The organism is Paenibacillus sp. Y301 (assembly GCF_059445505.1).
Genome location: NZ_JCAIUL010000009.1, coordinates 189996 through 215245 on the forward strand (window position 1 = coordinate 189996; position 25250 = coordinate 215245).

A 25250-nucleotide genomic window follows, 5' to 3' on the forward strand; every position below is an offset into this window, starting at 1 on the left:
ATATATTTCCAGATGGTACAGTTATCACCACTAACACTTAATCTTGTACATGTGAGAATTTATCAGAATAAAAAAACCCTCAATTCTCGGAGATCAATCCGGACTAATGAAGGTTCTTCGTATGGAAATCTATACGTGCTTAGCAGCAACGTTACCTAGTCGTTTAACCGTAACTAGACAGACTATAGGCATGACAGTACTTATCACTAGCCCAGTACGCCAACACCTTTGTTAAAAATTGAATTGTGAGGGATATAATTAGGCAATAGATATGATAAGTTGTGATCCGTCCATAAGCTATAATTAATGGAGCTGTTATTAACGTTGCTATCCCTAACACAGCCATGCCCAGAGAATCCCATAATAAGAATAATGTAAACCTTTTCCCCAATGACTTAAAGAAAGATGATCTATACTTTACTAAACAATCCATGAACCCTTTCTGCCATCTTGTTTTCTGTTTAAATAGGTCCCTTACATTCTCAGGGATCTCCGTATAACATTCCGCTTTAGGGATAAACACCATGATGTACCCCTCATTAGACATGTTTATATACCTCTGTATATTTAGCGTAATTTCCATATCTTCTCCGAGTGTTTTCTTATAACCTCCAATTTCATATAATACATTTAATCGAAAAGCTCCAAATGCACCTGACACGATCGACATGACATTTAACTCGGATTGTGTAAACTTACGGATATAGAATGAGGTTAGATATTCAGTTAATTGATACTTTAATAAAAAGTTCCCCTTAAAGTTTGGAATCCCTTTGCTGTCAAACATCTGCCCAACATGAACCATTCCACCCGCTGCGATAACCTTCTTATTATGAAATTGTTCATTAATGTGTATCAAAGCATTGGATTCTAATATGCTGTCTGCATCTAATGTAATTACTACCTCACCTGTTGCGTAATCTCCTCCAGCATTTAAGGAATCCGCTTTACCACCATTGGCCTTGTCTATTACAATCATATTCGTGAATTTTTTAGAACGGTATATTTCTATAACAGAGGTGTATTGCAGTTGAGATTTAGGAGTAGTTTCATTGTCTGGTGCGAGATCTAGTAATGAAGTAAGTACAGCGAGTGTGTGATCTGAAGATCCATCATTAATAAAAATAGCTTCGTAATTATCGTATTTCAATGAGTTCAGACCCTCTACACAACTTATTATGACACTTTCTTCATTGTACGCTGGAATGAGTATAGTCATCTTAATCTCATCTAAATATGGATTAACTGATCTATGTTTGCTGCTATTAGTAGAGATTACCGGTATCACCAAATACATCAATTGAAAACCTATGACGAGTACAAAAAGTAAGATCCCGATCATCATACCTATACTCATTTATTATTCCTCTCTCACATAATATCTCACATAGTCAATTAGCATTGCATTAGGAAATGTCGTGTATTTATTCGGTTCGCCTACCCAATCACCTCCTACTCCTGCATTAATGTATAGATACATGGCTTCTTGTGGTATTAGTTTCTTACCTGTGAATATAACTTTACCATCTAATGTGTATACGATTTTGCTGGGTGTCCATTCGATTCCGTAAACGTGATAATCCTTTGTTAAGTCTACCGTTGTCGTCATGTTGTATTCTCTAACGTGTTTGTCTTGCCTCTCATCGTGTACAACGTTCCAGAGTTCATTAGGATTCTGACCAATAATTTCAGCAATATCAATTTCAGGAAATAACCTACCATTTGACGGTAACATCCATATAGCGGGTATGAACCCTGTCCCCTTCGGAAACATAGCTCTAATTTCAAACTTTCCGTACAAAAAATGAGCTTTCGTTTTTGTAATTAAGGCTCCTGATGTATAGGCAAATTTGCCTGACTTTTGTTTAAGAATACTTATTTTTAACTTTCCATTCACAATACTGATATTCTCGGGTTTATAATGCTGACTTCTGTTCCCATATCCATTGGCATCATCTAAGAGAGTCCACTTGTTGGTTGATAATGCATCAAATTCATCATTCCAATCCAGTACCCATTTTTTCTTTTCATTAGATGTAGACCTTCTTAGCACGTTCTTTACCTCTTGTTTCTTAACTAGGGAATTCCCACCCATTTCGTTCAAAAATACTTTACTGTCACTATCCATATTAGGTAAATTAGCAATGGGAACTGATGCTTCATTAATCGAAGTCATGAAATAAATGCAGTAGATGCCCGCAAATGAAGTGCATAGAATTATAGAAAAAAATATGACCCATATTCTTCTTCTTAACATGCCCATCAACCATTTCAGTGCGCAAAGCTAGTCTTTTATATTAGAGTTTTCTAGCATCACCAAAAGACACTGTAAAGTGCCGTATGGAGAGCACTTTAACGCTAGCTCTTTCAGCACAACTACAAATCGGGTCACACCGAATATAGTAATTTTTTTACATTAAAACCAAAAGGACACTAGCGATATGCGAGGCCACTGAAAAAGTCCACACATTGTGCAGGATGCTGCTACGATAACGGATTGTCCTTACGATCGCTGTTGCCCTCAAATTTCTTGATTTGTATAACCCCTATAGCGGTTGAAATCCGATGGCAAAGGCGAACGCTTACGCTTCTTCAGAACAATTCCGTTCTCTTCGCTACTTCGAACTTAATATATTATTCTGGTTTTCAGGCATTCCTCACACAATCTATTTGTGCGGAAGATGCCTGTCTGATGACAGAAAGAAAGTAAAATAGAGCGTAAAGAAAGGCGACCTTCCGTTCATAAATCGAACGAAAAGTCGCCTATTTTATCTTACATGTTCACTTGAGAATAAAACCGAAAGTTTTTCAGTGGCTCGATATGCTAGTGCCCTTTTTTTGTAACAGATTTTATGTCTTACTACCTCTTAACATAAAAGCGATCTTCAACCATGTTATGCTCTGGCAAGCTTAATAAATTCTACGAATAACATAACCATCGCCGTAAATATTCCTACTGAATTGATTACGGTCAATGCGTTCGGATAACTTTCCATATGGAATTGAGATATTAAGGCCACCGTCCACACTACACTGAAAAACAGTGAAAACATACCCGTAAACGCCTCAACATTGACACGTCTACTCTTGTAAAAGAATAGTACAAGACTAACGAAAGTATAAGCAATATAAATGATGAGCTCTATGGAAGTAATAACTATTGCTTCTCCTGATGCGAACCAGTGCATTAATGCGTACTGAATAGCGAGACATAGAAACACTAACCGACTAAATGAAACTTTGTCCAGGCTCATAGGTTAACTCCCTTACATTAAAGTAAATAGCACTACATGATAACGCTTACATTATACTTTTTATTTATGTTATTCACTGTGACATTCATCCGTCATATATTAAAAGCAGCCAAGAAATCATCATCAAGGCTGCTTAGTTTGTATTATTTTATTGAATATAGCATCTGTACCTTACGATAACGCCAACATTGCGTTCATATCTTCCTCAGCAGTAGTAATTAACTTCAATCCAAATGTCTCTACCAACACATCCAACACGCCAGGTGAGATGAACTCTGGTGGTTTCGGTCCGATCCGAATGTCTTGAATACCAAGGCTGAACAAGCCCAAAAGAATGGCAACTGCCTTTTGCTCAAACCAAGACAACACGATACTGACAGGTAACTCGTTCACGGTACACTCAAAAGCTTCAGCCAAGGCTAGAGCTATTTTTACAGTAGAACCAGAATTGTTGCATTGTCCAAGGTCAATATAACGTGGAATGCCCGTGTCACCGACCGTGCCATATTCTACATCATTAAAGCGGAATTTCCCGCAAGAAGTGGTTAAAATGACTGTATCATTCGGCAGAGAAGTCGCTAAATCACGATAATAGTTACCTCCTTGACCCGGTGCATCGCAGCCTGCAATGACGAAGAAGCGACGGATATGCCCATCCTTGACTGCTTGAATGATCTCGGGAGCGAGTCCGATCACGGTCTCATGATGATAGCCGGTCGTGAGTACCAACTCTGACTCTACATCTGCCGCAGGGAGTGACAACGCACGTTCAATCAGTGGAGAGAAATCATCATTTGTAATCTTCGCAACATTTTCAAGCCCCGCTACCTCATAAGAGAAAAAGCGATCTGCATACGTACCTTTAATTGGCATGACACAGTTTGTAGTAGCGAGAATCGCCCCGGGAAATTTCTCAAATAGTCTACGCTGATCATACCAAGCTTTACCGATGTTTCCTTTTAGATGCTCATACTTCTTCAACGCAGGATATCCATGAGCTGGAAGCATTTCAGAGTGGGTATAGATATTGATCCCTTTCCCCTCCGTCTGCCGCAACAGTTCCTCCAGCGCATATAAGTTATGACCTGTCACTACAATACATTTACCTTCAATTTTATTCTGACTGACTGTAATGGGTTGCGGAATGCCAAATCGATCCGTATGCGCCTTATCCAGCACATCCATGATCCTTACGGCTGCATCTCCAACCTTCATCGCCATCTCTATATGCTCCTGCACATTAAAGTTGGAATTCGTCAAGGTCATATACAAAGCTTCATGAGTGATTCGATCTACTTCGGGATCGCTATATCCTAGCTGCCTAGCATGTGTCGCATAAGCCGCAATACCTTTCAAAGCAAAAATCATCGTATCTTGTAAACTCGCTATAGTTTCATCCTTACCACACACACCAACCACAGTACATCCACCATCCGGTGTCTGTTCACACTGGTAACAAAACATATTATTATCCCCCAATACATAGATAATTATTCCATTACTATAGCGTAACAGAGCACCAAACCTCCAAGTGTGATTACACACACAAGCTACGAATCAATTATCCATTGATGACATTCTCATCATACTTAGAACCCCAATCCAAACAACCACAATGAAAGTTTCTCTTCCCGCTCCTTCAAGTCTGATGTGTCTCTATTATATTTACCAAGGCAATGTTCAGCAGCTATGCTACCATCCAACATATACAGTACACGTTCTGCTTGAACTGCGACTTTCGCATCATGTGTTACTAGTAGTATCGTTGTCCCTGACTGATTGACATCCACTAGTATCTCCATGATTTCATTTGCAGCTTTGGAGTTCAACGCGCCTGTTGGCTCGTCACCAAAGAGAATCTCGGGCTGATTAATAAGTGCCCTACAAATGGCTGCTCTTTGCAATTGGCCACCAGATACTTGTGTTATATCACGATCTGCAAGTTCGGCAATTCCGGTTCTCTTCATTAATTTTGTAGCTCTATTATTGATGAGCCTGCGACTGCCTTTTTTCTCCCGGTATGCGGAGAGGATAATGATGCGAACAAGACTGCTTTTTTGCTTTAAATCCAGAAAGCAAAATCGCTTCTCAGAGCTGAATATGGCCAAATATAAGGTTCGAAGTGTGTGAATGTAGTGTAGAATAAAACCATAAGGAATAATTGGTAATCTCCTATTTTAATGAAACGAGGTGTATGTAGTATTCATAAGATTCCAGGTATTATTGGTGGAGTAATAAGTATACTAACTTATATCGTAGTATGTTTTTTTAATCCTTATGCAAGTTCGAGTTTTGACTCAATAATTATCTTGTTTATTATGCTATTTATTCCTGCATGTTTGGCAATATATGCTTCTAGTGTAACTAAAAATGGCTTACTCTTATTTTGCATCTTCTGGTCATCTCCAATAATTATTTATCTTTCCCTTGGAGAAGGAATATTTAATTATGTATGGGTTAACCTCATTTTCTATTTTATTAGCTATATATCGATCAAAATAAAAAAGGGCGCCTAAGCAGCCTTTTTTATTTTGACCGATATTACTAATAAACAGTTACTTGGTTGTTTTCGATATTCATCTTTTCCCTATGTAACAAGACAAGAATCAAATAGGCTCCGTATAGCACATATATAATATTTAATATTGAAACAACCTGTATTTCCTTATCCACTATATTAGCGTTCGTCATCTGGGCTAATGCATCGAACATAAAATGAAATAAGATCAAAGGAACAATATTGTGAGTCGTTTCTATAAGTAAAGCAAGAATTAGACCGATAAGAAGTGCGTTGATGATTTGTAGTACCACCTGTATGATATCATTTCCGCTAAGCGCATTTGCCATATGTAGAATACCGAAGAAAATAGAAGAAAACACGATGTAAAATACAGGACCTTTGGATTGTAACCTTTCTCTAATGATCCCTCTAAAAATCGATTCCTCCGTAAAGCCGACAAGGAAAGAAAAAATAAGGATTATTATGATTTGGGATACGCTAAGTTCTAGGTTAAAACCACCCATGATGGGCTGAACAAATACGATAATCAGCAATGGAATATAATAAAGCGTTACATTTTCTTGACGGATATCTAACTTATTGAAGCCAAATATGCTTAAAGTGCGGTCCCTTTTTCTCATGTACACCGTAACAATCACTGCCATGACGAAGAATGCACACGCTTGGGCGACCATGATCCCCGTATCCTCAAAGCCCATAATCGACGCGATCGCAGATGCCACAGATATCAATAAGGTTAACAATATGCCCAACATGATTGAGAATAATATTGGGCGTCCTTTGGCTCCATTTTCTTTCACCGACTTCTCTCCTCTTCTATAATGCATATTTTTTTTCACAATCAAAACGTAAACCTACGAACATCAAAATATCACAAAAACATATTACCTAAATTGTGGAAAAACTTCCACCTTTCAAGCTGATTTTCTTTAAGTCTTACAGCACTTCAGCAAGGGTTAACATGAATATGCAATATAAAAAGAGATACAGTGTCACTGTACCTCTTGTTTCGTTCCAACTTTTTTTTATTATTGTTACCTAACGACATCTAGAGCCATTGTAATCATATTAACAACAATGATCGAGGTATCTAAGCAATTGTTGCATTTGTCTAATACCTGCGCATTGAGAAGTTATGATTGCATTTAGAATGGGCTTTAGTGGTGGGCAAATATTGAATTGAAGGGCATTGTCTGACATTTGTACAGCACCTTCGTGATGAGGAAGCATTTCACGCACAAAATTTATATTCACGTTATTTGTAATAGGAGCTGAACCCATTCTATTAAACATCGTTTCCGCTATTCCCTTAAATCTGCTCATATAGAGAGTAAGTTCACGATCTGTATTTATTATACAGCTACATTGAGATTGTATGGCTCTCATATTCGCGATACTTTTAGTTTGTTCTGAAATAATATTCGTAGCAATGCCCTGAAGTTCAAAATTTGTTGTGTACCGTAGGATATTCCTAGACATTTTAATTGCTGCTTCATGATGAGGAATCATCTGGTTAATGAAATTATTCGAGATACTATTGGTGAGGCATACACTTGTCATATCTCTAATCATCGTATTGAGAATACTATAAAAAACATCTAAATAGGCTTGCGTCACATGACTTAGTTTACATGTTCTATTCATTAGGCTTTAATCTCCTTTTTTGAATAGTCTATGTGAACCCGTAGGATCATGTGTCTTAACTACATAACTGTATTAATTCCTCTTCCATCCATGTTCGACTAAGCTCTAATTGGCTAAGATCATTAACCAGTGACTGCACCTGTTCATGCAACACTTCAGGTTGATCTGTACCCTTAAGGTAACGACTCATAAAATGAAGGAATACATCCATTTTACGAAGACGCATGAGTACAGGGATTGCATCAACTTCCACTGGAAGGAGACCACGTCTGCTGCTAAATCCAGCACAAAATTTCCTTACGGATTCTATCTCTTCTTGATGACCAAGGAGTCCGGAGATGATGACAGCTGGCTCCATCGCCCTAACATCCAGTGTACAAAATTCGAAATCTAGTAATGCAGATACTTGATCGACATTATTCCCATGTACCAATAAGTTAGATACGTTAAGATCACCATGTACAAGCTGATGCGGTAGCTCCTCTAGACCTACAAGCACATCACAGATCTCCTCGTACGCCACGCTAAGTGTAACTAAATCTCGAGTTAGATCATTGAATGGTTCTGGCGGATTATTGCAAAACTCTAAGATGACCGCTCGGGTACATAATGGATAAGACTTCTCTAATTCATAATACGGACGATATGCAGGTGAAACTTTTGGATCAATCTTGGCAAGTATAGCTGACAATTCCCCTGCTACTTCACCAAATGAATAGGCCATGGCAGCACTACTGTTCTTCGGAGATACACCTTCAATATATTCGAACAGACAGGCAAATCGTTCACTACCATCCTCCAGTTGTACAATGGTCTCACCCGTTACCGTCTTGACGAGAACCGGAATCCTGACACTTAGCGATTTACGTTGAATCGATTCTAACACAGCATGCTCAAATGCTATTTTATCTCGGTCCCTATGTGTATCATAGAAACGCAGCACACAGCTTCGTTCTTTATTCTTAATCATATGTGTTGTATTATTCCAACCGCCTGTTCCCTCTTGGATCGTCCCGCTCCACTGGGGCCAATAACGATTCATCATAGCTTCAATCATTTCATCAACCCTTTTACAAAATGTGTTGTAGTTTCTCATCTTCACTGATCTTCATACAGGATAAAGGGAATCTAGCAACTCTACAAATAAGAACATGCCACCATCATCCAACTTTAAATGGTCTATGTATTGCAAGAATCTCAGTTTTCCTTATGTCGTTGTATGTTCACTTATCCAACCTTGAGCGTTACTTAGAGCATATTCCGCAAGGAAATCTAGCCAAGATTCATGATCATTCAGACAAGGAGCCATCGTGTAATTTTCAATAGGTCCGCCTGCATTTTTAAACAATTCACGCCCTTCGATACCTAGCTCATGAAGTGTTTCTAGACAATCGACCGCGAACCCGGGTGCAAATAAGAACGGACGTTGTACACCCTGATGAGCTAAATCAGTAAGTACGTCAAATGTTGCTGGGCCAATCCAAGGTTCCTTACCAAATCGCGACTGAAATACAATCTCCCACTCGTTGGAAGACCAATTCATCGCCTCTGCAAGCAATTGTGCAGTCTTCAAACATTGTTCACGGTAAGGGTCTCCTGTAGCAGCATACCGTTCTGGAATACCATGAAATGTTAGGATAAATTTATCCGGCGGATTCTGGAGTAGCTGTAATTGTTGATCAAGATGCCGCTTCATCGCTGCAATATAGCCAGGATGATCATAAAAGGCATCCGTAAATCGCAAGGTGGGAACAAACCGTTTGGCTGTTGAACCCGAAGCATGGCGACGACCCATGGCAGCAAAAAAGACTTCATCATATATAGAAGCCGATGTCGTTGAAGAATATTGAGGATACAACGGCATCACAATAATCTTGGTTATTCCCTCATCTTCAAGTACCTTCACTGCTTGCTCAATACTCGGTTCACTATATCCCATTCCCACTTCAACCCGGAATTGACCTCCTAGTCGATTCTGTATACCAACCTGTTGATTGTACGCGTGAACCCGTAGTGGTGAACCTTGCTCCGTCCAAATTTCTTGGTATAACTTAGCTGAACGTTTAGGACGAACTCTAAGAATAACACCTCGTAGTAACGGCTGCCACAGTAAAGGGTGGTAATCTACAACTCGTCGGTCCGATAAGAAGCTTTTTAAATAAGGACGGACTGCCTTTGCTGTCGGCTCGCTTGGTGTTCCAATTTGAGCCAACAAAACTCCAATTTTCTCTTGTTTCATCATTAACCTCCCGAATACGTTCAAGACCCCCATCAGAATTTTGCTCTAAAGGGGGTCTACTATATCAGCAAATACTAACCATACTATACCAATGATCTTCCGACAATTTCAAGAGTATCTAGCCACACATAAAAATAGGTATCTTAATTGAGTTATCTGTAGAATGTATCCCTCTACCTAATTAACATACCCAATTTCTAATTAATTCAATATATGGTAAAGTTGTCGAGTGGGAATACATCCATCTGCCCACACTGCTGGGTATTCAAGTATGCTAGATTCGATAAGGGGGAATTTTCACATGAAAAAAAATAAGAGAATCTACTGGATAATGGCATTGCTATTATCATTACTCTTAGTAGCTTGTACCAATAACAATGCGTTGAAAGTTACTACTGAGCAAGCAATAGAAGATATCGACACACCTATAATTGAAACAGCCTCGCAAGTTGAAGCGCAAGAAGTCGAAGATAATAAAACTAATAAGTCGAACAATGGTTCACTCATAGAAGCAAAACATTCAGGAAGCGCATTCAAGAGTTATTTCTCGTGTACTCCAGATATGGGTAACCATTTAAACGTATATGTCAAAAATAATAATACGTCCGGAACCGTAATATTCAAAGTACTTAAAGATAATCAAGACTTTGAATTTGTTGATGTTGGCGCTGGCAAAGGTGTGTCAAGAACATTTACAATGAATGATGATAGTGTCATGTCTAGTGACTGGAAAGTCTATGTAACTACTAAAGATGGACATGCTATTGACATCGATGTAAGTGCAGGACAATTTTAAATATAGAGAAGATATATCGCTATCATCCGTTGATAGTATCCTTAATTACGTGAAAAAACTATATTACACTTCTTTTTTCTATGCAGTTCTTGGTTTGCTGGCTGGCATTGCTTATCGTGAAATCACGAAAGCAAATGATTTCAGTGGCAACACAATTTTAGTAGCACTACATACTCATATTCTAGTGTTAGGATTCCTCTTTTTTATCGTTACACTGATCCTAGCCAAGTTATTTCAAGTACATGAAGCTAAATCCTTTGGCGCGTGATACATTGTCTATAACATTGGTTTACTCATCACGATTGGTACTATGGCTACTCGTGGCATACTTCAAATTAACGGAGAAGATATCAGCTTCTTGCCCCATATCTCGGGACTTGGTCATGCTATTCTTGGTGTAGGAATCATTTGGCTCCTAGCTCTACTTGGTAAACGAATTAAATAAATCACAACAAAGGACCCTTGAATATCCACTTCAACGGTCCTTTGTTGTTTCTATTTTAAATGTGTACATGCAATATTACTTTAGGATCGTCTATATGGTCATGGTGTTACATTAATGACACCATATTCTATTTCTGGGGCTCTTGATTTCAAGAGTCCCTTTTCTTTTACACACAAAAAAAGAGGGGTATCCCCCTCATGCTTGCATCGATTCTTAATGCTATAGCACATGCATCTTTATTCTTTTTCAAATGTGATTGTGCTTCTTACCGTATGAATCGGACGAACTAATTGCTCGATTTGCTCACGTTTAGGTTCTAAGAATGGAGGTAAAGACAACTTTTCTCCAAGTGTCTCATAAGGTTCATCCCCCATAAATCCAGGACCATCCGTTGCGAACTCGAATAGAATTTGTGGTGCAACTCGTGCGTACAATGACTCGAAAAAGTGACGATTAACATACCCTGATGTATGGAAGCCAAATTGATCTAGGCGTGTAATCCATTCATCAAGAACAGCACGATCTGCAACACGGAATGCCGCATGATGAACGGTTCCGAAGCCTTGTCGAGCTTGTGGAAGAACCGTATTATGTTCTACGATAACCTGTGCGCCATTTCCTCCTTCACCTACTTCGAACAAATGGAACACTCCTGACTGATCTATCTCTTTCATCAGTAGAACTTTCTCCAATATTTCTTTGAAATTGTCAAAATTAGCGATTCGAACATGGATTGGTCCTAGACCCGTAATGCCATATTCTAAAGGAATTGGTCCTTTCTGCCACGGTGTACCTGCTGCAACACCTTCGTTATTCTCATCTGAAATCAGCTGGTATTGTTGGTCATCAAAGTCAACAAAAGAAAGCGACTTTTTATTAAATTGTTCTTTGATTCCCGTATGTTTCACGTCAAGTCGATCAAAACGTTTCAACCAATAATCTAAGGATGCATCGCTTGGCACACGGAAGGATGTCTTTGAAATTTCATCTGTACCATGTACTCCTTTCGAAATGCCAGGAAAATCGAAGAACGTCATATCTGTACCCGCACTACCTTCGTCATCTGCAAAAAACAAGTGATACGTTTGAATGTCATCTTGGTTGACGGTCTTCTTCACTAAACGCATCCCTAGCACATACGTAAAAAATTCATAATTCTTTTCTGCACTACTTGTAATGGCTGTTACGTGGTGTATTCCTTTTAATTCATTCATTTATTATTCCTCCAATGGGTTCTCGATTTATTATTCCTATAGTTGGGGTGAACTCATCAAATTATGCGTTTACCTTAAATTAATAACTCTTAACTTAGAGATATTGTATCACGAAAAATACTTCATGTCACTAGAAAAGAATATTCTTTTTCTTTTCGAAGTAAATATCCTTTGGAATATAGGCTAACACTTTTGCCAAGTCGCCAAAAACACTAACGTAATCGTTAGTGTCTTTAGGCTTATTTATATGTCTGTAACACTATAATAATTTATTCAGTTCCGAGAAAAACTTTCTTCTGCTTACATAATAGAAACCAATTTGCAGAACTAAAAATACGACCGCAACCGTGCTAGCCTTCCCTATCAATTGCATTAACATCGGCTGATTACTGAACAGGAAGTAAAAGTAATACATCCCTAGCCCTAATCCAAAAACGGTTGGGAAGAAGAAAGTAATAAATAACTCTTTTGAAACTATGCCCTTGATTTCTTTCGTTGTGACACCGATCCTTTTTAAGGAAAGAATACTTTCTTTCTGATCGTCTATATCTGATAAAACTTTATGAAACAATACGACACCAGAGGCGATCGCAAACAAAGCACCTAGAAACATAACGATAAAGAATGTTAAACCACTAGATTCAAGTTGTTCTTCGAGTAATTCCTTCTTATAAAATGGTTTTAAACCCTCTAATTCTGCTCTTTCCGTGCTAGAATCATCCATACTATCTTGTCTGTCCCTTGTCCAATAGGTTGAGTCTAAACCATTCCGATTACGTAATTCAGCTAGCAAAGATTGATAACCTTGCTCGTTAACATCCCCTTTTATCAGATGAAGGATCTTCACTTGCTCTGCGCCTATTCTATTTTTTAATTGGTCATAGATTTGATCATCCACAACAAGGGCAGTCCCATAATAATTGACTTTATTACGCACATTATTAATAAATGGTTCTGTTATTTCAATGAAATCGCCCGTATTGTATTCAAAATAAAGCTCTTTGTTTAAAATCTGGATTAATGCTTCTTTACTCATCCTTGATCTAAGGTTATCATCCATAGACTTCGTATTCATTGCTGTAATCAGCGTATCAGGCACTTCATAATCCATATTCTGTTCATATACTCTAGCAGATAGCGCTTGATCAACTGCTACTTCATAATGGGTACCCATATGATCGTTGTAATGACTTTCACTTATTAGCATGGAACGGTCATCCCAGAGAACCATTGCACCTTCATGCGAACGGAACTCTGGTAATTCGATAAATTCTAACGTCTTATTCTCTTCGATGGTATTCGCATTGTTCTTGAATACTTCCTCTATGGCATTGGCATTCATGTGATTGAATTGATTCGTCTCTACAAACATGACATCAAATGGATTATCCCGATCATTATTATCTTCGCTTGTTGCATACATCGCATAGACCATACCAATAAAGAACAGAGCTCCTGCAATTAATAGGGAGACCATATACAGAGTGGTTTTGTAGGATAGAAATCGATGAGATACGTTGGATAATACGATCAAGTGTGTATTATACGTTCTCTTAAATCTCTTAATCACTGATTTCAATACTACGAACATCGTTCCAACAATCACATATGGACAGGTTAGCGTTAAGACAACGAACACAATCATCATATAGGACTGATTCATAAATAATCCTTCAAGTAACATTTTGGGCAATAAATAAGCTGATCCAACAAATAAGATGATCGCAATTACGCCTAATACAATATCACTTTTTCCAATACCCTTTTCACTTGAAGATTTAAGAATATCTACAATAGAAGCTTTTCTTAGATAAAAGATGTTAAAGATAAAATTACATATAAATATCAATAAAAATACACCAATACTTAATATAAGAATTTGTCCATTCAACTCATATGCTATTGGATCTCCGATCACCATTTTGTTTAACCCCAAATAAAATAGCTTTCCAAATAGCCCACCAACGATATGCCCAGACACGATTGAAATAACCATAATCCCTGTATTTTCGATCAACAGTAATTTCGTTAAATCCTTCGTTGTCATCCCTAAAGTGATATACATTCCGAATTCTTTCCCTCTGTACTTCAAGAAGGTGACATTACTGTACGTAATAAACACAATTGAAAATAATACAACGCATAGTAGCGCCGTCTTAATGGTTTCATAAAGCGTAGTCTCGCCGACTTGCTCCAATACATCTGAATTATAAAACAAACTTCCAAACATGAACAAAATAGCTACAATTAGCGTATTCACAAAATATAAAGACATGTATTTCTTGAAATTATAGATGAAATTCTTGTGAATAATCGAAGAGAAGGTCATGTTCTCTCCCCTCCGATCACACTTTGCACTTCTAATATTTTATCGAAAAATGATTTCCGATCTCCGGAAGACCTAATCTCCATCTCGATGATTCCATCTTTAATGAAGATAATTCTCTTACAAAATGACGCTGCAAAAGGATCATGTGAAACCATAAGTATCGTACTATGTAGTTCTTCATTCAATGATCGGATGGTATTCATTAGATTATTGGCAGATTTAGAATCCAAATTCCCTGTTGGTTCATCTGCATAAATAACTACAGGTTCATTAGCAATCGCACGTGCCGCTGCCACTCTTTGCTTCTGCCCTCCAGAGATATGGTAAGGATATTTATCCTTCAAATCATAGATCCCTAGGAACTTCATAAGTGGGTTAATCTTGTCCTCTATTTCTTTGGGTGCTAACTTGTCCAAGATGAGCGGTAACGCAATATTCTCCTGTAAGGTTAAACTGTCCAGTAGATTAAAGTCCTGAAATATGTAGCCTATTTTTCCTCTTCTGAATAAAGCCATTTCATCTTTGGTTAATTTCGTAATATCTTTCCCGTCTATGATGACTTCCCCCGAAGTCGCTTTATCTACCCCTGACAAAATATTTAACAAGGTTGTCTTCCCGCTGCCGCTTGGGCCCATGATGCCTACGAAATCACCCTTTTCTACGGAAAGATTCACTTGATCGATAGCCGTTACTTCCTTTGCACCCTTGTATGCATTATAGATTTTTACTAAATGGGCTATTGTAATAATGTCCAATTCTTTTCCTCCTCATTGAATTATAAGAGAAGTATAGATAAGAAGTGCATTTTTTCTAATGCATTTCCCTTACGTAACCTTACATTTTTGAAAGAAAAGAAAGCGTCACTTCTGTTCCTACTCCTTCTTGTGAATCAATATGGAGACCGTGACCTAATTTCTGTGAAATATATTTCACCATATATAACCCAATTCCAGTTGCCGAACTATTGCTTCTTCCATTCTTCCCTGTGAAGAATGGATCAAATACACGTGGTAAATCTTCTTTAGCAATTCCAACACCATGATCTTTGATAATCAATGATATTTCATCGTTCTTAACTAGACTCGTAATCGTAACATTCTGATTCTTCTCACTGTATTTAATCGCATTGGATAGGATTTGCTCTATGATATAACTACACCACTTCTGGTCTGTATACACTTCTAAACTCGGGTCCATCTCTATTTTGGGATACACACCTTGATAGATAAAATCTCTTTTCTTGGTATTAATCACTTGAGTAACGATGCTATGTATATTGACCTTTTCCGGCATATAATCTCGGGAGAAGTCATCGAGTCGTAACACGTTTAAACACTCTTCAAGGTTCTGCTTTAATTTTATGTTCTCTTCTTTAATATCTTCAATAGCATCTTCAGAACCCTTCTCTGACGCTAATGCAATGATGGAGATGGACACTTTCATATTATGAATCCATTGAGAAAACAAGGTGTTTCTTTCTTTGAATGCACTGTTCATTTGATAGATATGTTGATTATATTTATCATGTATGTCATTTATGGTGTCAAAGATCAGAGTGTCCTCCACTCTTAGCTCATCCACTTCTATAAGTGGACTGGATTTGGCTTCATCCATTTTCTTAGTGAACGCGTACAACTTAAAACCTGCAATGATTAGGTACACGACTAGAATGAATATACTTATACTGACTGGGTATAAGAATTGGTCATATCCATATAGCAAATAGGACAACAAAATAAGGAGAAACGTATTTACAGCATAGATCATAATAACGCCTGATTTCACTTTCAGCAGGTTAACCATCAGTTGAATGAAAGACATAGCCTACCCCTCTTTTTGTCGTAATCATATGATCTAATCCGATATCATTAAGCTTCTTCTTTACTCTTGTTATATTTACGGTTAATGTATTATCATCCACGAAGACCTGTTCATCCCATAACACCTCAAGTAACTCTTCACGCGTAACCACTTCACCCAACTTACTGATGAACATTTTCATAATTCGATATTCGTTTTTACTTAAATCCATGATCTTTTCTTGATACTGTAGCTTCATACTTTCGTTCAATAATTTCAAATCCCCGACCGTGTAATCCATTTCTTTATCCCGCTTAGACACGCGTCTGAGAATGGCGTTAATCTTAGCTAAAAGTATTCCCACGCTAAAGGGTTTCGTAACGTAATCATCTGCCCCTAACTCCATACCTCGAATTTGTTCCCCCTCTTCGCTTCGCGCAGACAGAATGATGATCGGTGTATTATACTTCTTCCTTAGGACTCTTAAGTAATAGAACCCGTCAAATTTCGGCAAATTGATATCTAATAGAATCAGATCAGGGTTTGCTTCCTCTACCTCTTCAATCACTTGGTCGAAGTCTGTAACCGTCTCCACTTCAAAATCATAAGCAACCAAATAATTTTTGATATATTTTTGCAACTTGATGTCATCTTCAATGACAAATATTTTGTCCATATAATCAGCCTCCAAGAATTCTTACCTTACTATATACTAAACCCTATTTTTTGTAATGTGAGAGAAAAACAATTTCAATACGTTGTATAAAGTGTAAAGGCGCTTTTACAAAAAAATAAGGGGAATCCAACCATGAAGTCTAATGATACAAATTTCATTAAACGATTACAGACCCATGAAGAAGATGCATTAGAATTCATCGTTGATACGTACTTGCCATTAATCAAAGGTATCACATTCAAAGTACTCTCTCCACTTCAAAACAAAGGAATCATGGAAGAATGTATCAACGATATTTTTCTGTCCATCTGGAACAACGCACACAAGTTCCATGGAGATTCAACTGATTTTAAAAAGTGGATATGTGCCATCGCCAAATTCAAATCGATAGATTATTACAGAAAAGCTAGTAAAGACATATCTTTTTCCTCAGATTATATGGATGCTAATGCCGTAAGATCAGCAGAAGATGAACTTATTCTACTTGAAGACAGAACTGAACTCATCGAGTTAATCAATCATCTGGAGCCGCTTGATCGAGATATTTTCATCATGAAGTATTTCTTAGGCTTAAATACAGACGAAATATCAATTAAACTCGGAATCACCAGAGCCGCGATCGATAATCGAATCTATAGAGGCAAAAAGAAACTTAGTAAAAACGCCACGAACCTTATGTTGGGAGAGACCGGAATATGAAGGATATCTATGAACTATTAAATGATTCAAACATAGACATAACTGAATTTGATGAAATCGAAGTCAATGAACTTGAAACGAAAAAAGTTAAAAAAGCTCTTAAACAATCAATAAATAACATGAAAGAAACGAAGAGTTGGAAAAGGAATGTTGCTGTCGCTTCCATGATCATCGTTCTCTCATGTACAACGTTCGGGATAACATTCCCTGCTTATGCAAGTAACATTCCAGTGATAGGAGATATTTTTAGTTTTTTCAATCATCAAAGCACAGGTAATCATCTTTATGATCATTATCAAGAGTATTCCACCGAAATGAATTTGACGCAAGAAAGTGAGGGTATCAAAGTAACGATAAATGATGCCATTTATGATGGGAATACCTTATCATTAGCTTATTCTATTGAAAGTGAACGAGATTTGGGCGAAAACCTATACATCCATGGTATTCCGAAATTCAAAGAATCCAAAGGGATGGTAGCAAACTCAAAGATTGTAAAAGTGGATGAACATCATTATGTAGGTCTATTTCATGCTACTGATCCATCGAAGAATGGAGAAGATACCGTGTATATCCATTGGAATTTAGAAAATATTATTCAACACGATACGCAGGAAGAGATCATGGGGGATTGGAATTTCAATTTTTCTCTACAATCTACGGGTAACAAAATCCAATTAATTCATCAAGGTACAGAACAAGATGGCGTAAAAGTAACGATAGGAAAGTTAGCCATCACCCCTATGTCCTTTACTATGTATTACGATATAGAGGCTTCAGAGAAGGTAAGTAGCACATGGCATGATGTAGATGTCGTATTAGAAATCAAAGATAATTTAGGAAATAGATACTCAGGTGAAGGCAATGGTGGAACAGGTAAAGACTCTTATCATATGAGCTGGAGTAAAACATTTCAGAAGTTGGACCCCAATGCAACGCAGCTGATCGTAACCCCTCATGTCACTTTAAGAAGTTACACTTCTGAAAATCATGGGTCTGTAGAAATGAACAGAGGTGGAGAATCGAAGCAAATTCCGATACCTCAGAAATCCGGTGTAGGACAAGAAAGTTTTGCATTACCAAACATTCTTATTGATTTGAAAAAGTAACATGATCTTCTGATCGGACTGCCTATGCTACATAGCAGTCCTTCTCTTCTTTTTTTTTGGCTCTGTTAAAATTAAATGTTGATAATAGGGCAAACAATTTAAAGGAAACATTATTTTTATGGTGTTTCCTCATTATCTCAATTAGTTAGCCTTAGATAGTGAAGTTTAATATCTTGTAATTCAATACTTAAATCAAAAGATGCATCAATAGCAATATATAATGCAATACTACTTGCTAATACAACTACAATTGCAACATCTCTAAGTGTTTTTCTGTTCTTCTTATAAAGGAAAACCGAAATTACTGCAACAATAATAAAGTATGATAACGATATGATTAGTTTTGAAAGTATCAATTTAATATTACTTACAGCCATCATAAAATTTTGTAATTCATCTTTATTGTCGATACTTTCTTCGATAGTGGTTATATCTCCTTTGTAACCTACCTTCCAAGAGAATGAATTTCCCTCTTTGGTTACGGTGTACTCATAGCCCATAACTTTACCATCAACAATAATTCCTGAATATTCTTGTGTGTCTTCTTCACGTTGGGTACAAGCCGATAATATTAAAGTGAAACAAAGCAACACAATCGGAATATATTTTTTTATAATAATCCCCTCCTTAATTAGTTTAATAAGCACTATGCACTGAATTTTAATAAGCGTAAACTGTCGTTTTTTTCCATAATTTCAAATACAAATGATGTTAATAGAAACTCTTTTATATTATGTTTTGTGGTTTCATTACTATGGCTATCTACGAACAAGAACCAAGCGAGGTAATTGTCAAGATATTTTTTTTTTTTCAAAAACCAACAGGTTAAAACTCTTTGGCATTGGAAACGTTTATCAGAACAACTTGTAACTTTAACAATAAAACAACTAACATGATGCAGGAAAACTTCATAGTACCACCGTCTTCCAAGATGGCGATAGTGTTCCCCAGAATTGAAATCTATAAATTATTTAATGAAATCACTTCACCATTGGATGCATTCACAACGTAATTACAGTCTATTAATCCACATAAGATGTATCGCTGTTGTTTAGAATCAAAAACATAATAAGGCTCTAAAGTAATCCATTCTCTGATTTGTTCAAATGCTTCTTGCTTATTAATCGTTATTTCATTAGCCGCTTGAAATTGATGAAATGTTTCTAATAAAGACTCGTTATCCATATAATTAATAGCTTCAAATCTCTCTTCATCAATGATAATCTTAAGTTTTCTTTGAGATATGCGATTGTCTTGTTTATCGACTTTCAAGGTTGCAAGGATATTTCCTTTGTCACGATGTAAGATACTCAGTGTCCATTTTTCCGTATCATTAGGATATACTTGGCGCAAAAAATCTATAACGGCATGAATACTCTTATCTTGCTCAAGCTTGGTTATTGGAAATGAATCAGGATGCGGTTCATTAGAAAATGCTTGTTCAATTGTGATTTCTTCAATCCAATTTAATATCTTTCTTTCAAACCGTTGCTCGTTCGAAGTTGTCCAACTCATGATTTTGTCTATCACCACATACGACTTTATATTTACGTTAGATTCAAAAGGTACAGTTGATTTGTTATCATTGGTAACATAGATTTCTTCTAATCCGTATGCGAGGATTAACGCCTTTTGATCGTATGCAGGTATTTCAAAAAGTTTCAATTGTGACATCGCAACCTCTTCTATGTCCCCAAGAGAAAGTGAATACTTCTCTCCAGTCACCCATCCCTTAGAAAAGAAATGACCGTACTTATAAAATGTAGTGAGCTTTCCTTCTTCATCGAATGTAATTGTAATATTCCCAGATGGCGATACAGGAATATGATCGACACATTCTTGAAACCGATATTCCCTTTCTCCATCTTTTATCTGCTGAAAGTGTGTTCCATATATCAGTCCTGTTTCATTTTCAACCCATTTTATAATTTCAGTCTTATCTAGCTCTTTAAATGTATTTCCTCTCGCATAAGACTTTCCTCCAACAAAAATAACACTTTCATAGAAGCCATTATTCACGTTAATATGAATCACAGCTGTTCCTACTGGATTGAGATCCTCATCCTCTTGCTCTAAGATATGAGTAGGGAACCACTCCATACATAATGTATATTCCGTTTCATTGAAGAGGTTAAGGTTTCGATAAAACGTCTGTCTATGTAAAACATAGTTATCTAATCCGAATTTTTCTTTAGTAGAATCAATTAGAGCTTTTAACTTTAAGTCCATGCCAACAACCTCATTTCTACAAACGTATGATAGACCTATCAATCTCGATTAACTAGGACTGGTAGGGTGCCAATAGAATAAATGATGAAAAAGAATCCGTAAGATGACTATGAATCGAATTTACCTTATTGTTGCTATATTACCATTCATTATTCCATCTAAATGCCAGTCTACACAATATGTATTATACGTTTGGTGATTTGAACTAAAAAAGCTATTGTCGAATATAAACTGTACCCTTTGTAAAGGACATTTCAAAAAAAGCTAGGCAACTTGAAGAAGCTGCTGTCTGTATTTTGCAGGCGGTAGCTTTTTTAAGTTCCACTGCCCTCGATAATGATTGTAATAGATCATATAACTTTTCACTTCTCGTTTTACATCGTCTAATGTCTCACAGTTTTTCAAATCTGTTTCATCTTTAAAATGACCAAAGAAAGATTCTTGTGGAGCATTATCCCAACAGTTTCCTCGGCGTGACATAGATTGTCCTAATTTCATTTTATTTACCAAAATTTGTAAATGGGGACTTGTATAGTGGAATCCCTGATCCGAATGAATAAATGCATCTTGCGTGAGATGCGAATGATTGCGTTTTAGTTGATGTAGCGTATCTAAGGCAATATCTAAGGTGATCTTATCGGATACTTCATAGGCTAAAATCTCATTCGTTTCGGCATCTTTAATCGTCGACAAATAAGCACGTTTACCGTAAGCGTAGGTTAAGTAAGTGATATCCGTTAATAATACCTTGCCTGCGATACCTTGCTTAAATTGGCGCTGCAGGAGGTTTGGACAAGTACGGTGTTCGTGTGTCGCTTTCGCCATCCGACGATAAGGATTTGCTTTTCGAATCGGGCAGAAAATATTAAATTTCTTCATGATACGACGAATTCGTTTTAAGTTGTAAGTAATGTGGTACTGATTTTCTAACGTCATTTTAATTTGACGCGCACCTTTCTTTCTTCGACGGAAATGATAGGCTTTTAAAATAATTTCTCTTACTTCTTCATCTGCTGCATTGTGTGCTATACGCTTTTGCACTGATTTCTCATGGAAATAATTATAGTAACCAGAACGAGATACACCAATCATTTCACACAAATAGCGTACCATGCGCTTTAACTGATACTTTTTAATCGTTCGATAAACGAATTCAAATTTCTGTTCTGTTACAAGTTTAATTTCTTCTTCAACATCTGCCTTTCGAGTAGATCGAGCTTTTTTAAAAGTTCATTCTCCGCTTGTAATAAACGATTTTGTGCTTCTAGTCGTGAATTTTTTTCTTCTAATGTTAACTCTCGTTCTAAGGGGCGACCTGAGTTTGTTTTTCTTGTATCTTGTAGACCTTCAGCTCCATGTTCACGATAAGCTGCACGCCAGCGCTTACCTGCAGATTCAATGCGTTTTAAGCCGATTAGTTCAATGTCCAAACCTGCTCCTTCAAAAATAGTTCTTGGTAGCTTTCCTTTCTCATTTTCTGCAATGAATATCCGTTTAAACTCATCTGTATACGTGATGGCTTTGTTACTAACAGCTTGAACATGGGGATTACATTTTAGTTGTGTTTGTTCTTTTTCCGTAAATAATCGTTTGGTCATCTTTATTCGCTCCGATAGTTTTTTTCTTAGTATAAACAAAAATACTCTACAGGGTAGACCTTTTTAAAGTGTCTACTCTATAGGGTACAGTTTAATACCGACAACAGCTTTCTTAGATTATACTCTCATAGCTTGTTCTTCCATTATCTTATTTTTTCGTCGTTTCATACCACTCATTAGCAGCAATCACCATATCAGTACCACCCTCAGAATGCCATTGATCCAGGAACTTCTCATAGGAGGTTATCGGCTCCGATCCAGCAATAAACTTCAATACGTTATCATCTAAAAGCTTGTTTAGTTTCAGCGTGTTTTTGGACACCGCATCAATAGGTGGTGCCAATGACATGGGATCCACAATAATAATTCCTTCTGAATTTTTCTGAAACTCCTCATAATAGGCTTGAAGCACAGGATCTTTACGTACGCGCGCTTGCCAATACGTTGGATATTTTTCTTCATCAACACCCGTCATGAAAGCACTAGCATTATTCAGTTCATCATTGAATTTGGGCAAAATAGGATAATATTTCCCATCCTTCACCTCATGATGAATCCCCTCTGCACCGATCGCCATCCCTTTGAACGTCTCTGGCTCCAGCTTTGCGTTCAATAACTTCATGGCATCTTCTTTGTGTTTAGAGGCTTTAGGAATCGCGATGAACCAAGTCGTATTAGCCACCGCTCCAATAGACGCTTTACCATCCTTACCACTTAAGTAAGGAATGACAGACACTTTCGCATCGGGGAAATTATTACTTAGTGCACTAATCGTACTGCCCGCATTCCACCAGGCCAATTTGTAGATTGCGGCTTGGCCACTAGAGAATTTCTCGATTGCTTTGGGTGCTGTATTGATAGGCATTTCTGTATCCAGTAAACCCTCACTGTACAGTTTATTCATGTATTCCAGAAACGCTTTCATCTCAGGCTGCTCAGCTTTGTGCACGAGCTTTCCGTCTACTTCCTTCCAATCCGTAAGTACGCCGAAGGCAGCAGCAATATCCCCATAGATGGAGTCTCTACTGCCTGTAAGGGGGGTAATACCTTTCTTATCCTTGATTGTCTTGAGAACGGAATATAACTCGTCAGGATTAGTAGGTATCTTCAGCCCAAGCTCATCCAACCAGTCCTGTCTGACAACCAGTTCCTCCCCAATACTGACACCTGCTCCTGTCTCCGGTAATGCATAGACCTTTCCATCAATCGTTGCACTGCCCCATGAATCGGGTTTGATCGCCTGATTGATATTGTTCCCATGCGCTTTAAGCAGTTCGTCGAATGGTTCAAGGGCACCTGCTGTGGCGAGGTTGTAGAACTGTGCCGCATTAAGCTTCATCAGATCAAAGCTTTCTTTGTTGGCTACCAACAAATTCAATTTTTCATCAGCATTTTCAGCGGGCAGCATTTCATATTTGATCTCATATCCGGTTTTTTCTTGAATATATTTGCCTGTAAAATCTTTATTCGGGTCGAACAGGCCGTACTGCATAATCATGCGTAGAGCTGGTTTGGTTCCTTCATTCTGGCTTTCATTGCCTCTTTGATTATTTGAGCCTGTATTCGTAGTCCCACTACTACAGCCACCAACGACTAAGCTTAATCCCAGAACAAGGGCAATGTTCGCTATTTTTTTCTTCATGCTCGACCTCCTAGAATAAATAGATTGAATTACAAATGGATTCAAAAAAATAATAATAAGAGCGCTCTTTCCTCACAATAACGAAAAAAGTTAGGAGCATCACCATCCTTTAAGCTATCTGGATCAACCCTTGACTGACCCCACTAGAACACCTTTCACGAAATACTTCTGTAGAAAGGGATAGACACACAGTATGGGAATCGTGGCCAGCAGAATAGAAGACGCTTGAATAGATTGGGGAGTCGTATTCAGTGCAGCGTCCACATTATCCTTGAGAAATTCTCCTCCTGAGGCCACAAATAATTCCTTCAGATACAGCTGCAACGGCTTCAATCCTGGATCCGTAATATAAATCATTGAAGCAAAGTAATCATTCCAGAAGGCTACAGCAAAGAATAATGCAATAGTAGCAAGCACTGGCATCGACAGCGGCAAGACGATCGAGATCAAGATCCGGATATTACCAGCGCCGTCCAGCTTAGCTGATTCCTCCAGCGAATCAGGTAGTCCTTCAAAATAGTTTTTGATAATTAGCATATTAAACACATTCACCATACCGGGAAGAAACAATACCGGGAGCGTGTTGACCAGATTCAAGTTGCTCATCAGTAAATAGGTAGGAATTAAACCTCCGCTGAACAGCATAGTGAAGATAAACATCAGAAGAAACCACTTTCTCCCCCTGAGCCTGACCTTTGATAACGGATACGCTGTCATTGTTGTCAGAAGAAGACTAAGCAAAGTTCCGATAATGGTCAAAAGGACAGATATTTTCAATGAATTAAGAAACATCGAATCCTGCAACACATATCCGTAAGTACCAAACTGAAATCCTACAGGTAGCAAGCCCACCCTACCCGATATTACAGCTTCTTCACTGCTGAAGGACTTGGCAATCAGATTGATGAAGGGAAACAGCGTAGTGATCCCTAGCAAGATAAAAAAAGTATAGTTAAATACAGTGTATACCTTTTCTCCCAATGAACTTTTAAACTCTCCTTTAGTGCCCGCTGCCCACTTCTGTTTAACTGCTAGACGAATACTCATGTGAATTC

General features: G+C 37.6%; 22 protein-coding genes and 2 pseudogenes. 4 read left to right on the forward strand and 20 right to left on the reverse strand.

The features are described 5' to 3' along the window. Positions 1-163 precede the first annotated feature (163 nt). The 9 genes from AC1D69_RS16820 to hemH all read right to left on the reverse strand — a co-directional run bounded on the left by AC1D69_RS16820 (position 164) and on the right by hemH (position 9658). Complete coding sequence (locus AC1D69_RS16820) at positions 164-1357, reverse strand: glycosyltransferase family 2 protein (RefSeq protein WP_495457297.1); 1194 nt, start codon at positions 1355-1357, stop codon at positions 164-166. A 3-nt stretch (positions 1358-1360) separates the two neighbouring features. Beyond that, entirely contained in the window at positions 1361-2263 is a 903-nt protein-coding gene (locus tag AC1D69_RS16825) for a glycoside hydrolase family 16 protein (RefSeq protein ID WP_495457298.1), read from the reverse strand. Positions 2264-2894: 631 nt separating this feature from the next. Then, positions 2895-3254, reverse strand: a complete 360-nt coding sequence (locus tag AC1D69_RS16830; protein ID WP_495457299.1) for a hypothetical protein — start codon at positions 3252-3254, stop codon at positions 2895-2897. A 171-nt stretch (positions 3255-3425) separates the two neighbouring features. Next, positions 3426-4718 (reverse strand): hydroxylamine reductase, encoded by a 1293-nt coding sequence (gene hcp / locus AC1D69_RS16835; protein WP_495457300.1) that lies wholly within the window; start codon positions 4716-4718, stop codon positions 3426-3428. 125 nt (positions 4719-4843) lie between these two features. Then, positions 4844-5362: an ATP-binding cassette domain-containing protein gene (locus AC1D69_RS16840; protein ID WP_495457301.1), complete on the reverse strand. Its 519-nt coding sequence runs from the start codon at positions 5360-5362 to the stop codon at positions 4844-4846. 436 nt (positions 5363-5798) lie between these two features. Further along, positions 5799-6575 (reverse strand): CPBP family intramembrane glutamic endopeptidase, encoded by a 777-nt coding sequence (locus AC1D69_RS16845; RefSeq protein WP_495457302.1) that lies wholly within the window; start codon positions 6573-6575, stop codon positions 5799-5801. Positions 6576-6843: 268 nt separating this feature from the next. Further along, positions 6844-7419 carry a DUF305 domain-containing protein gene (locus AC1D69_RS16850; RefSeq protein WP_495457303.1) on the reverse strand — a complete coding sequence of 192 codons (576 nt, stop codon included), beginning with the start codon at positions 7417-7419 and terminating at the stop codon, positions 6844-6846. A 55-nt stretch (positions 7420-7474) separates the two neighbouring features. Next, positions 7475-8473 (reverse strand): phosphotransferase, encoded by a 999-nt coding sequence (locus AC1D69_RS16855; RefSeq protein ID WP_495457352.1) that lies wholly within the window; start codon positions 8471-8473, stop codon positions 7475-7477. A 153-nt stretch (positions 8474-8626) separates the two neighbouring features. Then, complete coding sequence (gene hemH / locus AC1D69_RS16860; protein ID WP_495457304.1) at positions 8627-9658, reverse strand: ferrochelatase; 1032 nt, start codon at positions 9656-9658, stop codon at positions 8627-8629. 301 nt (positions 9659-9959) lie between these two features. Here hemH and AC1D69_RS16865 point away from each other — a divergent pair, with 301 nt between their 5' ends. Continuing rightward, positions 9960-10454, forward strand: a complete 495-nt coding sequence (locus AC1D69_RS16865; protein WP_495457305.1) for a hypothetical protein — start codon at positions 9960-9962, stop codon at positions 10452-10454. 49 nt (positions 10455-10503) lie between these two features. Beyond that, positions 10504-10899: pseudogene (locus AC1D69_RS16870) on the forward strand (DUF2871 domain-containing protein). Positions 10900-11135: 236 nt separating this feature from the next. Here AC1D69_RS16870 and AC1D69_RS16875 read toward each other — a convergent pair. From AC1D69_RS16875 to AC1D69_RS16895, 5 genes are all read right to left on the reverse strand, one after another. Then, positions 11136-12113 carry a ring-cleaving dioxygenase gene (locus AC1D69_RS16875; protein ID WP_495457306.1) on the reverse strand — a complete coding sequence of 326 codons (978 nt, stop codon included), beginning with the start codon at positions 12111-12113 and terminating at the stop codon, positions 11136-11138. A gap of 259 nt (positions 12114-12372) precedes the next feature. After that, on the reverse strand, positions 12373-14442 hold the full coding sequence (locus AC1D69_RS16880; protein WP_495457307.1) for an FtsX-like permease family protein: 2070 nt from the start codon (positions 14440-14442) through the stop codon (positions 12373-12375). Next, positions 14439-15197 (reverse strand): ABC transporter ATP-binding protein, encoded by a 759-nt coding sequence (locus AC1D69_RS16885; protein WP_495457308.1) that lies wholly within the window; start codon positions 15195-15197, stop codon positions 14439-14441. The genes AC1D69_RS16880 and AC1D69_RS16885 overlap by 4 nt, the downstream gene beginning before the upstream one ends. Positions 15198-15276: 79 nt before the next feature. Beyond that, positions 15277-16263, reverse strand: a complete 987-nt coding sequence (locus AC1D69_RS16890) for a sensor histidine kinase (RefSeq protein WP_495457309.1) — start codon at positions 16261-16263, stop codon at positions 15277-15279. Then, the gene (locus tag AC1D69_RS16895; RefSeq protein WP_495457310.1) at positions 16238-16918 is read right to left on the reverse strand and encodes a response regulator transcription factor; all 681 of its coding nucleotides are present in this window, start codon (positions 16916-16918) and stop codon (positions 16238-16240) included. Before AC1D69_RS16895 ends, AC1D69_RS16890 begins: the two co-directional genes overlap by 26 nt. Before the next feature lie 132 nt (positions 16919-17050). Here AC1D69_RS16895 and AC1D69_RS16900 point away from each other — a divergent pair, with 132 nt between their 5' ends. Together AC1D69_RS16900 and AC1D69_RS16905 are read left to right on the forward strand one after the other, a co-directional pair. Further along, complete coding sequence (locus AC1D69_RS16900; protein WP_495457311.1) at positions 17051-17617, forward strand: sigma-70 family RNA polymerase sigma factor; 567 nt, start codon at positions 17051-17053, stop codon at positions 17615-17617. Beyond that, positions 17614-18726 carry a DUF4179 domain-containing protein gene (locus AC1D69_RS16905; RefSeq protein ID WP_495457312.1) on the forward strand — a complete coding sequence of 371 codons (1113 nt, stop codon included), beginning with the start codon at positions 17614-17616 and terminating at the stop codon, positions 18724-18726. Before AC1D69_RS16900 ends, AC1D69_RS16905 begins: the two co-directional genes overlap by 4 nt. A 137-nt stretch (positions 18727-18863) precedes the next feature. Here the strand turns inward: AC1D69_RS16905 and AC1D69_RS16910 are convergent, their stop codons facing one another. From AC1D69_RS16910 to AC1D69_RS16935, 6 genes and pseudogenes are all read right to left on the reverse strand, one after another. Then, positions 18864-19373, reverse strand: coding sequence for a hypothetical protein (locus AC1D69_RS16910; protein ID WP_495457313.1), 510 nt, complete (start codon positions 19371-19373; stop codon positions 18864-18866). Next, positions 19373-19528, reverse strand: a pseudogene (locus tag AC1D69_RS16915) (IS1595 family transposase); the annotation flags it as partial. The gene AC1D69_RS16910 and the pseudogene AC1D69_RS16915, both read right to left, overlap by 1 nt. 158 nt (positions 19529-19686) lie before the next feature. Further along, positions 19687-20955 (reverse strand): hypothetical protein, encoded by a 1269-nt coding sequence (locus AC1D69_RS16920; protein ID WP_495457314.1) that lies wholly within the window; start codon positions 20953-20955, stop codon positions 19687-19689. A gap of 264 nt (positions 20956-21219) precedes the next feature. Continuing rightward, positions 21220-22553 (reverse strand): IS3 family transposase gene (locus tag AC1D69_RS16925; protein WP_495457315.1). Its coding sequence is split into 2 segments (ribosomal slippage): positions 21220-22169 and positions 22169-22553, totalling 1335 coding nucleotides; the frame shifts between segments, so codons are not numbered across the junction. A gap of 148 nt (positions 22554-22701) precedes the next feature. Beyond that, a complete protein-coding gene (locus AC1D69_RS16930) occupies positions 22702-24195 on the reverse strand; it encodes an extracellular solute-binding protein (RefSeq protein ID WP_495457316.1) in 1494 nt (497 codons plus the stop codon). Positions 24196-24318: 123 nt separating this feature from the next. After that, a complete protein-coding gene (locus AC1D69_RS16935; protein ID WP_495457317.1) occupies positions 24319-25242 on the reverse strand; it encodes a carbohydrate ABC transporter permease in 924 nt (307 codons plus the stop codon). Between the last annotated feature and the right edge of the window lie 8 nt (positions 25243-25250).

What these genes read in the sequence shown, in the direction of transcription:
- AC1D69_RS16820 (WP_495457297.1), bottom strand. Translation starts at nt 1,357, where the DNA reads ATGAGTATAGGTATGATGATCGGGATCTTACTTTTTGTACTCGTCATA.
- AC1D69_RS16825 (WP_495457298.1), bottom strand. Translation starts at nt 2,263, where the DNA reads ATGGGCATGTTAAGAAGAAGAATATGGGTCATATTTTTTTCTATAATT.
- AC1D69_RS16830 (WP_495457299.1), bottom strand. Translation starts at nt 3,254, where the DNA reads ATGAGCCTGGACAAAGTTTCATTTAGTCGGTTAGTGTTTCTATGTCTC.
- hcp (WP_495457300.1), bottom strand. Translation starts at nt 4,718, where the DNA reads ATGTTTTGTTACCAGTGTGAACAGACACCGGATGGTGGATGTACTGTG.
- AC1D69_RS16850 (WP_495457303.1), bottom strand. Translation starts at nt 7,419, where the DNA reads ATGAATAGAACATGTAAACTAAGTCATGTGACGCAAGCCTATTTAGAT.
- hemH (WP_495457304.1), bottom strand. Translation starts at nt 9,658, where the DNA reads ATGAAACAAGAGAAAATTGGAGTTTTGTTGGCTCAAATTGGAACACCA.
- AC1D69_RS16865 (WP_495457305.1), top strand. Translation starts at nt 9,960, where the DNA reads ATGAAAAAAAATAAGAGAATCTACTGGATAATGGCATTGCTATTATCA.
- AC1D69_RS16875 (WP_495457306.1), bottom strand. Translation starts at nt 12,113, where the DNA reads ATGAATGAATTAAAAGGAATACACCACGTAACAGCCATTACAAGTAGT.
- AC1D69_RS16880 (WP_495457307.1), bottom strand. Translation starts at nt 14,442, where the DNA reads ATGACCTTCTCTTCGATTATTCACAAGAATTTCATCTATAATTTCAAG.
- AC1D69_RS16890 (WP_495457309.1), bottom strand. Translation starts at nt 16,263, where the DNA reads ATGTCTTTCATTCAACTGATGGTTAACCTGCTGAAAGTGAAATCAGGC.
- AC1D69_RS16895 (WP_495457310.1), bottom strand. Translation starts at nt 16,918, where the DNA reads ATGGACAAAATATTTGTCATTGAAGATGACATCAAGTTGCAAAAATAT.
- AC1D69_RS16900 (WP_495457311.1), top strand. Translation starts at nt 17,051, where the DNA reads ATGAAGTCTAATGATACAAATTTCATTAAACGATTACAGACCCATGAA.
- AC1D69_RS16905 (WP_495457312.1), top strand. Translation starts at nt 17,614, where the DNA reads ATGAAGGATATCTATGAACTATTAAATGATTCAAACATAGACATAACT.
- AC1D69_RS16920 (WP_495457314.1), bottom strand. Translation starts at nt 20,955, where the DNA reads ATGGACTTAAAGTTAAAAGCTCTAATTGATTCTACTAAAGAAAAATTC.
- AC1D69_RS16930 (WP_495457316.1), bottom strand. Translation starts at nt 24,195, where the DNA reads ATGAAGAAAAAAATAGCGAACATTGCCCTTGTTCTGGGATTAAGCTTA.
- AC1D69_RS16935 (WP_495457317.1), bottom strand. Translation starts at nt 25,242, where the DNA reads ATGAGTATTCGTCTAGCAGTTAAACAGAAGTGGGCAGCGGGCACTAAA.